A 12,011-nucleotide genomic window follows, 5' to 3' on the forward strand; every position below is an offset into this window, starting at 1 on the left:
GGAGCACTAAGAACAACAACAATAGCAACCAACAGAGGAGAATGGCATGAAACTGATCCTGACCGGCCTTTTGGCCGGGCTGCTGGCGGTAACCGCCGCCCGCGCCGACGAAATGGTGTTCACCAGTTGGGGCGGCACAACGCAGGAGGCCCAAACCAAATCCTGGGCAACCCCCTTCGAAGCCGATTCGGGCATCAAGGTGTTGCAAGACGGGCCGACCGACTACGGCAAGCTCAAGGCCATGGTCGATGCCGGCAACGTCACTTGGGATGTCGTCGACGTCGAAATGGACTTCGCCATCAAGGCCGCCAAGGACGGGCTCTTGGAACCGATCGATTTCGCGGCCGTGCCCAAGTCCGATCTCGACCCGCGCTTCAGCAATGAACATGCCGTCGGCAGCTTCTATTATTCCTTCGTGCTCGCCTGGAACAGGGGCGCCGTCTCGGGTGAACCGACGAGCTGGGCCGACATGTTCGACCTGAAGAAATTTCCAGGCAAGCGCACCTTCTACAAATGGTCGGCGCCGGGTGTCATCGAGATCGCGCTGCTTGCCGACGGCGTGCCGGCCGACAAGCTCTACCCGCTCGACCTCGACCGTGCCTTCAAGAAGCTCGACACGATCAAGGCCGACGTCGTCTGGTGGAGCGGCGGCGCCGAGTCGCAGCAGCTGATCGCCTCTGGCGAGGCCGCTTTCGGCCAGCTGTGGAACGGCCGAGTCTTCGCGCTGGAGAAGGACGGCGCCGATGTTGGCGTCTCCTGGAACCAGAACCTCACCGCCGCCGACGTTCTCGTCGTGCCGAAGGGCGCCAAGAACAAAGCCAACGCGATGAAGTTCCTGGCCGCCGCCACCAGCCCAACCGGCCAGGCTAAGTTCGCCGAAGCCAGCGGCTATGCGCCGATCAACACCGCGGCCAAGGCCGAAATGCCTGCCGATGTTGTGAGGGGCCTGCCCGATGCCCATGTCGAAGGACAGATCAACCTCGACATGAACTACTGGGCGGTGAACCGTGACGCCATCGCCGAGCGCTGGTACGCATGGCAGACCAAGTAGGCCGCTACAGCCAACGGGGCGCGAAGAGCCGCGCCCCGTTCCAGAACCAGGACCGCCAAATGTCGGGAAATTCCCTCAGACGCACCTCGATCGTAGGGCTACCGGCCGGCAGTGGCGGCGCCTTGCCGGCCGTCATCCTGGTCGGCCTGTTCTTCATCGTCCCGGTGGTCGCCTTGCTGCTGCGCAGCGTCACCGATCCCGAGCCCGGCTTGCAGAACTACGCCACGCTTTTCGGAAGTGGCACCTATGTGCGGGTGTTCCTCAACACCTTCCTGGTCGCGTCCGTCGTCACCGCCGTAACCGTCGTCGTGGCGTTCCCGGTCGCCTGGACGCTGGCGATCATGCCGCCAGCCCTCGCCTCGGTCGTCTTCGGCACCATCATCCTGTCGATGTGGACCAATCTTCTCACCCGCACCTACGCATGGATGGTGCTGCTGCAGCGCACCGGCGTCATCAACCGCGCCCTGATAGGCCTCGGCGTCATTCATGAGCCGCTGCCGCTCATCAACAATCTCGCCGGCGTCACCATCGGCATGGTCTACATCATGCTGCCTTTCATGATCTTGCCACTGGTCGGCACCTTGCGCGCCATCGACCCGATGACGTTGCGAGCTGCCGCCTTGTGTGGCGCGAGCCCGCTCGACGCCTTCCGCCGCATCCTCTTGCCGCTGTCGCTGCCCGGCATCGCCGCCGGCGGACTGATGGTCTTCGTCATGTCGCTCGGCTATTTCGTCACGCCGGCGCTGCTCGGCGGTACCTCGAATATGATGCTGGCCGAGATGATCGCCCAGACCATCCAGTCCCTGCTCAATTGGGGTCTCGGCAGCGCCGCCGCCTTCGTGCTGCTGGTCGTCACCATGATGCTCTATGCCTTGCAACTGCGCCTGGTCGGCGCCAAGCGCCTCGCGGGAGCCCTGTAAGATGCTGCTCGACTACAACCGGCTGGGTTGGCTGCGCATCGCCCTTGTCGGCTTCAGTGGCCTTATTGCTGGTTTCCTACTGCTGCCGGTGGTCTTCATCGTGCTGCTGTCGTTCGGCTCGTCGCGCTGGCTGGCCTTTCCGCCGCCCAGCTGGACGTTGAAATGGTATGAGGAGCTGTTTGCCGATCCGGCCTGGATCGATGCGGCACTGACCAGCGCCCGCATTGCCACCCTGGCAGCGATCCTCGCCGTGCTCATCGGCTTGATGGCGTCCTTCAGCCTGGTGAGGGGTGAGTTTCGCGGACGGCAACTCCTGCGCGGATTGCTGTTGACGCCGATGGTGCTGCCGGTCGTCGTCTTCGCCATCGCCATCTACGCCTTCTTCCTGCGCATCGGCCTTGCCGGCACCACCATCGGCTTCGTCATTGCCCACACCATCCTGGCGCTGCCCTTCGCCATCATTCCGATCACCACGGCGCTCGAAGGCTTCGACAAATCCATCGAGGACGCGGCTATCATCTGTGGTGCCAGCCCGCTGCAGGCGAGGCTTCGGATCACCTTGCCATCAATCAGGATCGGCATCTTCTCCGCCGCGATCTTTGCCTTCCTCGCCTCATGGGACGAGGTGGTGGTGGCGATCTTCATGGCGAGCCCGACTTTGCAGACGCTGCCGGTCAAGATCTGGGGCAGCTTGCGGGCCGACCTCAGCCCGGTCGTCGCCGCCGCTTCCAGCCTGCTCGTCGGCCTGACCTTGTGCCTGATGATCGTCACCGCACTCTTGCGAAGAAACCAATCCAGATGACCTTCCCATTCCTCTCCATTCGCCAAGTGAGAAAGGCGTTCGGCGCCTTTGTCGCCGTGCACGACGTCACCATCGATGTGGCCAAGGGCGAGTTCCTGACGTTCCTCGGGCCGTCAGGCTCCGGCAAGTCGACGACGCTTTACGCCATCGCAGGTTTCCAGGATCCGACCTCGGGTGACGTCGAACTCGAGGGCAAGTCGCTGCTTTCAGTGCCGTCGCATAAGCGCAACATCGGCATGGTGTTCCAGCGCTATACGCTTTTCCCGCATCTCAGCGTCGCCGAGAATGTCGCCTTCCCGTTGCGCGTGCGCCGCCGCTCGGATGCTGAAATCAAGCGCAAGGTTGCCGATATGCTGGCGCTCGTGCGGCTGGAGAATTTCGCCGACCGGTATCCAGGTGCATTGTCAGGCGGTCAGCAGCAGCGCGTGGCACTTGCCCGCGCACTGGCCTACGACCCGCCGATCCTGTTGATGGACGAGCCGCTGTCGGCGCTTGACAAGAAATTGCGCCAGGAGATCCAGGCCGAGATCCGCCGTATCCACCGCGAGACCGGCGTCACCATTCTCTATGTCACGCACGATCAGGAAGAGGCGCTGCACCTTTCCGACCGCATCGCCCTGTTCAAAGACGGACGCATCGAGCAGATCGGCACCGGCGAGGATCTGTATCTCAGGCCCGCCACCGAGTTCGTTGCCGGCTTCATCGGAAACTCCAACTTTCTCCCGGCTGAATATCTCGAAACGCAAAGCGGCGCGGCGACAGTTCGTCTGGCCGACGGCTCGATCGTCAAGGGCGTGAAGACCACGCAAGTTCTGAATCGTGGCCAGAAGGTGAGGGTGATGGTACGGTCGGAAGCGTTCCGCCTCACCGCCGCGCCGGGAACTGCGGCAGTCCCCGTCGAGATCGTCGATACGGCCTTTTTCGGCGACCGTCGGCGCGTCTTGGCGCGCACGACGTCCGGCGACGAGATTGACGTCAGGCCGACTTCAGACGCAGCACAACCGGACGGTGCCGCTTCGAGCAGGCAAATTTTCTTCGACCCCGCCGTGGCATTCCTTTTCCCGGCCTGAAGGCCCGGAATCGGTCAGATCACTCTGCTACCGTGACGCCTGATGGACCGCTTCTGAAAGCGTTCGGCACCGGCCTCGTCCGCGCTCGGCCCAAGGTGACACATTAGCAACAGTTAATATTATTCGGAAATCCTGTCTTGCGCCATTGGCATAAGTGTCCCGTAATGGGCCACCATGTCTGGCACCGCATTTGCACTCTCAGCAATGCCGGGTCAACGACCTCGGCAGTCGGGGGGTAAACTTTGGGGGCCCCGCCGCTTCGCAAATGGGGCGGCGGGCTCTTTAACGGCAAATTTCAGAAGCCCCCACAAGCGCAAACTTTGGATGCTGTAACTATCTATTTTCCACAATTTCTGGTGGGCATGTTCGGGATGTCATTCATCATGGCGATCTGGGCTGGCGTTGAAACCGGTTCCATCTGGCTGGCGCTCGCTCGGGCTGTCCTCACGCTGATTGTATTGCAAGTTGGATATTTCCTGCTGACATTGGGGCATTGCTATAGGCACTCGACGAAAAGCACGGACACAAAACGGGAGCCTGTCAATCTTGCTCAGCCGCTTCGATTGAGGGGGCGCCACCATTTGCCAGCGCCTTCGCTGAGGAGTACTCTTTCGCGCAATAGCCGGCAGTAGGTGTCGTTTCAAAAAGGGGGGCGTATGGCCAGACTTGTCGCACTCTACAAAACGCCGAAAGACCCGACCACATTCGACAGTTACTATTTTTCGACCCACATTCCGCTGGCCAAAACGATTCCCGGTTTGAGAAAATACGAGATCAGCGATGGCGGGGTCCATTCCCCGGGTGGGCCCTCAGGCTATCATCTTGTGGCGATCCTCCACTTCGATTCCGTTGCGGACATTCAAGCCGCGTTTGCCTCTCAGGAGGGGCAGGCAACTGCGGCCGATCTTGGCAATTTCGCAGACGGCGGAGTGGAGCTTTTGCTTTTCGAGACTAGGGAAGTCTGAGCCTCGCCCACTCTGCCTTCAAGAGATTCAATCCGCTCGTGACGTGAAAACGGATGCGTCCGAGCGATAGGACCAGAAGTAGCACAGATTTCCACCGGTTCGACACGTTGAGGTCGGCTGGGCAACGGCTGCTTCTGACGAGCCAGTACTGGAAGCAGACCGTCAACCTCCGGCCCCAAAGCTGCCGGACCGCAATGCGCCTATGCTAGCCCGTAGGGGTCGGGTTTGCTGCTTCCTGACAGCAGACATCGTCTGCGACTACGCCGGAGCCGGGGTTGCGCACAGGCAGACGGGCACCGCAGTGGAGCGAACCCTGGGACGCGACGGCAGTTTCATAACCGTCGCGGCAGATATCATGCGAGGTCATAGGCCGATCTTTCGGTCAGCAAGCCGTGTGCATCTTTAGGCGGCGGCAAATCGGATCCCTATGCCGGATGGTTCCTGCGCCAAACACGCAAGCTTTGCCACCAGCAGCGACGGGATACAGGTCTCACCTGCATGAACCTTGCGGATGCAGTCGAGCAGATCTTCCCGCTGAGCGTCCTTCAGCAGGTAGCCGCGGGCACCGGCTTTGACGGCGCGAGAAATCTCATGGTCCGTGTCGAAGGTGGTCAAAACGACAACGCGCGCGGAAGGATCCTGTTGTCGGATTTCGGCCATAGCCGCAACACCGTCAAGAACCGGCATACGCAGATCGAGCAGCACGACATCAGGATGCTGCTGCCGCCATAAATCGACGGCATCGAGGCCGGTTGCGGCTTCCGCGACGACCAGCATGTCCGGCTGACGGCCGATGATTGCGGCCAAGCCTTCCCGCACCGTTACATGGTCGTCGGCAACCAGAACCCTGATCTTGGCTGGCGTTTTTTCGGGGGCAACGCTCATGACGTTCAAGCCTCCTGCGAGGGCAATGTGATGCGCACAGCCGTGCCCTTTGCCGCCGAGCTTTGAACAACGAGCTGACCGCCTATTCTTTCGACCCGCTCCCTGATTCCGCGCAACGCCGTAGCCATCATTCTTGCTCGAAGGATCAAAGTCGCGTCCGTGATCGATCAGAAGTACCGTCGGCGATAAGCTCGATTGGCTGGCCCTTCCTCACGTTTGTAGTCCGGTCGACGATCGAGTGAGGAAAACCATAAGAGGGGACGAGACGCTCACCCGGTCTTCGGTGACGCGCCTGCGCACAGTAGCGGCGATTGTGCGACCTCGTCGCCAACTTTGATGCCCTTCGCCATTCGCTGATTCTGGAGCGCAAGAAGACGCAGCGTGATCGGCAATAGTGTAAAACGTACGGTTCGCCGGAATTATGATACAGTTTGCCATCGTCTGCATATGCCACGGGCGCAGGCGGCTGGGAGATGACAAGCGCTCTTGCCTTTATGGGAGAGCGCCATGGACCAGGAAATTACCCAGAGCAGAAGCGAGCTGTTAGGCCGCCTCAGCCAAGCCGATTTCGCACTCCTTCAACCCCACATGCACAACCGACATCTTGAATTGAAGGCTTCGCTGGAATCGGCTGGCGAGCCGATTGAGTGTGTCTACTTTCTCGAAAGCGGCATTGCATCTGTCGTGGCGAAAATTCGGCCGGAAGCGAATGCGGAGGTAGGCATTATCGGTCGCGAAGGTATGACCGGCTGCGCCTTGGTCATGGGCGTCGACTGGGCAACCCAGGATTGCTATATTCAGGTGACGAGTGAGGCGGTTGGCATCGACGCGGAGCCGTTCAAGGCTGCGCTGGAAAGCAGTCCAACTCTCCGGCAATTGCTGCTTCGCTATGTCCACTACCTTCACATCCAGACCAGATCCACGGCCTTGATCAATGCCCGCGCGAGGCTGGAAGATCGGTTGGCGAGATGGCTGCTGATGTGCGACGACCGGATCATCGGCGACCAAATCGCGATCACCCACGATTTCCTGGCGGTGATGCTTGGCGTAAGGCGTCCGGGCGTAACGATCGCCCTGCAACTGCTCGAAGGAGACGGGCTCATCAAGTCCCGCCGCGGTGAAGTCACCATTCGCGACCGGGAGGGCCTGATCGCTGCCGCAGATGGCTTTTATGGCCAGCCTGAAGCAGAATATGCCCGGCTGCTCGGCAAATCCGGGCCACGGGTGGCGCCTCGATAGAAACCTGAGTGGTCGGCATTTCGAAGCATTGCCACGGCCCGCCGGTACAGGCTGCACGTCCGGACCGCAAGCCAAAGTTCTCCTTCATCCATGTGGCCGATTTGAAAGCGATGCAGCACCGCCGAAGCTATGAGCTCCGCTTGTTGACTTGTGTGGTCGAAACTTCGCTCGGCACAAAGCCGATCGAAGACCCGTTGGCAGATCTGCAAATCAGCGGGACAAAAGCAAGAATTGCCGAGCGGATTCAACATCGAGCGCCTCCCAGTACGCACGTGCAAGAACGTTTCCTCAGAACCGATTTAGAGATCGCAAGCGGCGAGAGTCAATGAACGGTTAAGGACGTACATTTCGTGGTAGGTCTCATCCAAAAGGCTGGCCTTGGAACAAGTTTCGAGCATCGCCTCGCCGGTTTTGATCAACGCCGCCCTTTTTCTTTCTCTCGGACCCGCGCGAAGCCCCTTGAGAGTTAACTTGAGGTCAAAATCCTCGCAATCGCCCAAGTTATCCCGCGCTCGCGGCCGTCAGCTGGTACGCAGTTCGGATTGGTTCTTGTAAGTAGCTGCTTCCAAAGAAAACTCATCCGAAGCGTGCACGGGCATGATCTAGAATTCGATACGAGTATCAAGCGGGATAATTGTACATCAACATATACTGTAGGCTCTTCTCATGTATTTTTTTTAACGCCAGATACAGAATTAACCAGGATCGCTAAGTCGGTCTGTATTGTGTGACTTCGGTTAATAATCGTTGACAATAATGATTTCATTTACGTTATACATCGCTTCGCGCTCGATCGCGGGTTAGTTACCGTGAATCTCGTCGCAACGACCAGAACTTTAACATCCCGCCAACGTGGTTCGGCATCGGCGGTCTCGCGACCCGTCATCGGTCCGTTCTCCTGGCAAATCTCCGATGACAACCGCTTTCTGCCCGCTTTTGGCCATAGAGACCAACTTTGCCCCTCCTGTAAGCAGATGAGGTGGATGGCTCCCGCTCCCGGCATCTGAGTGCCACAGTGGGTTTGCTGTCAGGCAACCCGAGCAAAGGAGCCATCCGCCATGCAGATTACCACCGTGGGCCTCGATCTGGCCAAGCGCATTTTTCAAGTTCACGCCGTCGACGCGTCTGGAGACGTTGTTGTGCGCAAGGCACTGCGCCGATCGCAAGTTCTGCCGTTCTTCGTCAAGCTACCGCGCTGCCTGATCGGGATCGAGGCCTGCGGGACGTCACATCACTGGGCTCGAGAACTGACGGAGCTCGGCCATGAGGTCCGCTTGATGCCGCCGAGCTACGTGAAGCCTTATGTGAAGCGCGGCAAGAATGATGCAGTGGACGCGGAAGCGATCTGCGAAGCGGTGACACGCCCGACCATGCGCTTCGTGGCGATGAAGTCGGCCGAGCAACAGGCGGCCCTGTCGCTTCACCGCACACGCAATCTTCTGGTCAAGCAGCGCACGCAACTCGTGAACATGATCCGCGGCTTGTTGGCTGAGTTCGGCATCGACATTCCCCAAGGTTTGGAGCGGGCGCTCAGGCTGGCGCACCAGATCGCCGCGAAGGAAGCGACGCCGGAAGTGCCGGCAATGGCAACGCAGGTTCTCGGTCTCCTGTGCGGGCAGGTGCTCGACACCCATGTTCGTCTCCAGGCGATCGACCGTTCGATCAGTGCCCTCCAACGAACCGACGACGTCGCACGACGCTTGTCGACGATCCCCGGTATCGGTCCGGTAGGGGCTACAGCGTTGGCGGCCTCGGTTGCCGATCCGGGTCAGTTCCGCTCCGGTCGAGAGTTCGCCGCCTGGCTTGGGCTGACACCTTCGCAAAACTCGAGCGGCGGCAAGGATCGGCTCGGCCGCATCACCAAGATGGGCGACCGGTATCTGAGAAAGCTCCTGGTGGTCGGCGCTACATCGTTGATTCGTCGGGCGAGATACAAACCGGAGACAGCGGATCCGCGCCTCCTCGCGTTGCTCGCCAGGAAGCCAGCGCGCGTGGCAAGCGTAGCCATGGCAAACAAGATGGCCCGCGTGGTGTGGGCGATCATGGCGCGCGGCGAAACCTATCAAGCTCGCCATGCCGCGAGCCTTGCGGCGTAAGGTTCGAAGAGGATGAAATTTTAAGGGCAGAGAACAGTTCGAGCCGATCGATCGGCTCCATGAGGTTGTGAGAGCGACGCGATGTGATGGCGAGACCGGTCAGGCCGGGAACAGGGACAACCCGTCGAATGTCCGAGGCATCAAAGCCTGATAAGCAGATTGGGACCCAGTTCGCCGACCCCATCAGGGCCAGCAGTCTCGAATGGCTGCATCAACAGGCCGGACAGAAGACTGCACCCGACCAACGCGCCATAATGTCGAATTACCTCTTGCATCGCGGGATGCCATCCACAGAAGACATTGTCGGTGGCAATGCTGAAGGGCATGCGCAAGAGATAGACATCGCCCAGGATTAGCGTCCGAGGCTGGCGCCACATCAATTGAGCGCTGCCCATGCAGTCACAAGGAGGAGCGCAAACGTGACCAGCGCTCCGGAGACGTACAGAATCGTCCTGACACTGCCTCCCCTGGCGGCGTTTCCACCACGCAGATAGATACCCAAATGGAGCAGGCGTATCACCATATGAACCCACACAAGCGTCGCCAACGTGGCAGCTCCAACACCAACCATCATCGCTAGCATCGCGGGCACGACAAAGGGCGCCAGTGCCTCGACCGAGTTCATGTGGACGCGGTCAATCCTATAGAGACGATTGCCGTCGTCTGCCGGGACTACCGGTCCCGCCAGCGCTCCCGCAAATCCTTTGGACGAACCCGAGTAGATTGCCAAGACTACCGATAGCAAACAGATCGCCAGCACGCCGAGAATGCTTAACCAGTAGGCTTCCATGTTGTCTCCACTCCCGGGAACGGCAGTGGAACAAACGGTGCTTGCGAGCCGCGTCCTCAATCGCAGATCGGTGTCAGGCCGCCTGACCGGTGAAAAGATCGTGGAACCGCTGCAGATACAGCGGCCAGCCCTGATCGCTATCAACCCCACCGCGCACGCTGTCCCAGCCTTCGCCATGGCGTTCGAGATTCCGGTGCTCGATCTCAACCCTGGTTCGGTTCTCCGTCTCCGCCGTGAACCGGACTTCCCATTCGCTGGTCTTGTTCAGGTCGGTCTCAATCTGCCACCGCGGGCTGATATCCCAGCTCAGAACCATTCGGCTGGGCGGATCGTAAGCCAACACACGAGCCCAGCGGCACTCGCTGCCGTCCACGCCGCGATCGTAAACGTGCCCCCCGACCCGGGGTTCAAAGATCGTCTCAGCAATGGGCATTGCGAGAAGATTGTGCTCGCGAGGTTTGAACCTGCCGAAATCCTCGGTGAAGACCTTGAAAGCACGCGCGATAGGCGCCTCGACAACGACGGAGTGCCTTACAGGCGCGGGTGCAGGATGCTTGCTCATGTCTGGTTCCTTCTTCGGAGGCTCGACGGTCAATTTGTAGCCGGCTAGGGTCTTGCTCCAGAACTGATCGACTTCCGCGCGCAGACTTGCCAGGCCGCCGGGATCGATACGATATATGCGTTCCTTGCCTAAGCGCGTGTCGGCCACAAGCCCGGCATCCTTGAGTACCTTCAAGTGCTGAGAGACCGCCGGTCTGGTTACAGGCAGCACACGAGCGAGTCCGCTGACCGAACAAGGCTGTTCGACCAACAGTTCGAAGATCGTGCGCCTCGTCGAGTCTCCGAGCGCAGTCCAATAGTTCGCGTTAGTGACCACTAACGCGAACTTAAAGCGCTGGGCCTGTCCTGTCAACCTGGTATAGCCACCAGCCGGACGCAAAACCAGCAGTAGCGCCTCATTTGTGGCAATCGAGAACCGGCTGCCGGGACCGGAAGAGAAGCCGAAGGACAAAGACCCTCCCGCCGCCAGGAAATGGGAAGACTTCCGTGAGGAGCCCGTCGAGAGGGCCGGAGGGGCGAACGGCTCGGTCGTCGTCGTCCGCTCGATCGGCAACGAACGACACCACCCCCGAGGGCAAGCAGGTGGTCAAGGAATTTGGGACGCTGCCCGACGTGGCGCTGCAGCTGCCGTGACGCCGGACCTTGCGCCCGTACCGATCAGACTTGCGGCGGAGTCCCTACGCCGTCGCGGTAATCGACGAGATTCTCAAGCGTCTCGTCGGCAGGGAGCATGTTCATATTCGCCCAACCATCATTGTGGGACATCGGGATGCGGCAAGACCCGCCTCGCCAGGCGGCTGTGCGAAGAGCTGGCGGTCCCTTACGAACTGGTGTCGTGCGGAGGCTTGTGCGACTCCGCGCTTGGCGCGACGGCAAGGCGCTGGTCTTCGGGGGAACCGAGCCTTGCCGTCATGTCAATCCGTCGCCACCACAATACCGGGCCGATCGTCATCCTCGACGGAGATCGAGAAGATCGGCACCAGCCGCCACAACGGCAATGTCCACGATGTGTTGCTCACGCAGTTCGAGAAGGAAACCTCGTCACGCTGGTTCCATCTTTACGTCGAATCGTCCTGTGATCTCTCGCATGTCTCCTGGCTGATGACGGCGAACACGATCGCGACCATTGCGCCGGTGCTGCGCGACCGGTGTCGAATCCTTGCCTTTGCTGAACCTGGTCCCGACCACCTTTCCCGTGCTCGAACGCGCGTACGCGGAGGCGGGCCGACCGAGCTGGGCGACGTCGTTCGATGCAACCGAGCTCGCCGTGTTGACGACCAAGTGGAAGGGCGGCTCGATCAGGCAACTCGAGCCGCTGATCGAACCGATCGTCGAGGCCAGAGAGCGGGATCAGCCGCGGCAGTGACCAGCGGAAATGGAATGCTTTGCGGCACGGCAGCAGAAGGAGGTGAGCGAATGAACGAACGTCTGGCAAACACTTTCTGAGGCGGCTTCGGCACGAGGCCGAGGCGCTTGCGCTCGAACATGCCACGAAGCTGGCATTCTTGGCCAGCGCTCCGTCAGAGCCACCACGGTTGGGAATTCAGGTTAACGGAGATTTTCGGGCATTTTGCATTGACGTTCGGGTGTGATTCGCTGGGTGCTGTGATTCGGTTGGGAGCACTGCGATGG

13 protein-coding genes and 2 pseudogenes are annotated in these 12,011 nt (G+C 60.2%); 12 read left to right on the forward strand and 3 right to left on the reverse strand.

Annotation, left to right across the window (positions count from 1 at the left end; translation table 11 throughout):
• Positions 1 to 46 precede the first annotated feature (46 nt).
• From NKI49_RS26600 to NKI49_RS26620, 6 genes are all read left to right on the forward strand, one after another.
• Entirely contained in the window at positions 47 to 1,051 is a 1,005-nt protein-coding gene (locus tag NKI49_RS26600; RefSeq protein WP_352605509.1) for an ABC transporter substrate-binding protein, read from the forward strand.
• Between the two features lie 59 nt (positions 1,052 to 1,110).
• A complete protein-coding gene (locus NKI49_RS26605; protein WP_352605512.1) occupies positions 1,111 to 1,971 on the forward strand; it encodes an ABC transporter permease in 861 nt (286 codons plus the stop codon).
• Between the two features lies 1 nt (position 1,972).
• Positions 1,973 to 2,773 (forward strand): ABC transporter permease, encoded by an 801-nt coding sequence (locus NKI49_RS26610; RefSeq protein WP_352605514.1) that lies wholly within the window; start codon positions 1,973 to 1,975, stop codon positions 2,771 to 2,773.
• The gene (locus NKI49_RS26615; RefSeq protein ID WP_352605516.1) at positions 2,770 to 3,843 is read left to right on the forward strand and encodes an ABC transporter ATP-binding protein; all 1,074 of its coding nucleotides are present in this window, start codon (positions 2,770 to 2,772) and stop codon (positions 3,841 to 3,843) included. Before NKI49_RS26610 ends, NKI49_RS26615 begins: the two co-directional genes overlap by 4 nt.
• 383 nt (positions 3,844 to 4,226) lie before the next feature.
• Entirely contained in the window at positions 4,227 to 4,475 is a 249-nt protein-coding gene (locus NKI49_RS33475) for an exopolysaccharide production repressor protein (RefSeq protein ID WP_502899579.1), read from the forward strand.
• Positions 4,476 to 4,499: 24 nt separating this feature from the next.
• Positions 4,500 to 4,808 (forward strand): EthD family reductase, encoded by a 309-nt coding sequence (locus NKI49_RS26620; RefSeq protein ID WP_352605518.1) that lies wholly within the window; start codon positions 4,500 to 4,502, stop codon positions 4,806 to 4,808.
• 402 nt (positions 4,809 to 5,210) lie between these two features.
• Here NKI49_RS26620 and NKI49_RS26625 read toward each other — a convergent pair whose 3' ends face one another.
• On the reverse strand, positions 5,211 to 5,693 hold the full coding sequence (locus NKI49_RS26625) for a response regulator (RefSeq protein WP_352605520.1): 483 nt from the start codon (positions 5,691 to 5,693) through the stop codon (positions 5,211 to 5,213).
• 507 nt (positions 5,694 to 6,200) lie between these two features.
• Here NKI49_RS26625 and NKI49_RS26630 point away from each other — a divergent pair.
• The 4 genes from NKI49_RS26630 (at position 6,201) to NKI49_RS26645 (ending at position 9,384) form a co-directional block, all read left to right on the forward strand.
• The gene (locus tag NKI49_RS26630; RefSeq protein ID WP_352605523.1) at positions 6,201 to 6,932 is read left to right on the forward strand and encodes a Crp/Fnr family transcriptional regulator; all 732 of its coding nucleotides are present in this window, start codon (positions 6,201 to 6,203) and stop codon (positions 6,930 to 6,932) included.
• 8 nt (positions 6,933 to 6,940) lie between these two features.
• Positions 6,941 to 7,261 (forward strand): hypothetical protein, encoded by a 321-nt coding sequence (locus tag NKI49_RS26635; protein ID WP_352605525.1) that lies wholly within the window; start codon positions 6,941 to 6,943, stop codon positions 7,259 to 7,261.
• 729 nt (positions 7,262 to 7,990) lie between these two features.
• Complete coding sequence (locus tag NKI49_RS26640) at positions 7,991 to 9,028, forward strand: IS110 family RNA-guided transposase (RefSeq protein ID WP_352605527.1); 1,038 nt, start codon at positions 7,991 to 7,993, stop codon at positions 9,026 to 9,028.
• Between the two features lie 128 nt (positions 9,029 to 9,156).
• On the forward strand, positions 9,157 to 9,384 hold the full coding sequence (locus NKI49_RS26645) for a hypothetical protein (RefSeq protein WP_352605529.1): 228 nt from the start codon (positions 9,157 to 9,159) through the stop codon (positions 9,382 to 9,384).
• Positions 9,385 to 9,404: 20 nt separating this feature from the next.
• On the opposite strand, the gene NKI49_RS26650 is transcribed toward NKI49_RS26645, so the two are convergent.
• Together NKI49_RS26650 and NKI49_RS26655 are read right to left on the reverse strand one after the other, a co-directional pair.
• Positions 9,405 to 9,818 carry an MAPEG family protein gene (locus NKI49_RS26650; protein WP_352605531.1) on the reverse strand — a complete coding sequence of 138 codons (414 nt, stop codon included), beginning with the start codon at positions 9,816 to 9,818 and terminating at the stop codon, positions 9,405 to 9,407.
• Positions 9,819 to 10,401: 583 nt separating this feature from the next.
• Positions 10,402 to 10,695 (reverse strand): annotated as a pseudogene (locus tag NKI49_RS26655) (ArsR/SmtB family transcription factor); the annotation flags it as partial.
• Positions 10,696 to 11,008: 313 nt separating this feature from the next.
• Here NKI49_RS26655 and NKI49_RS26660 point away from each other — a divergent pair.
• Positions 11,009 to 11,248: pseudogene (locus NKI49_RS26660) on the forward strand (AAA family ATPase); the annotation flags it as partial.
• Positions 11,249 to 11,544: 296 nt separating this feature from the next.
• Positions 11,545 to 11,745, forward strand: a complete 201-nt coding sequence (locus tag NKI49_RS26665; RefSeq protein ID WP_352695819.1) for a hypothetical protein — start codon at positions 11,545 to 11,547, stop codon at positions 11,743 to 11,745.
• The last annotated feature ends 266 nt before the right edge of the window (positions 11,746 to 12,011 follow it).

Source organism: Mesorhizobium sp. M0587 (assembly GCF_040320945.1).
Taxonomy (GTDB): Bacteria; Pseudomonadota; Alphaproteobacteria; order Rhizobiales; family Rhizobiaceae; genus Mesorhizobium.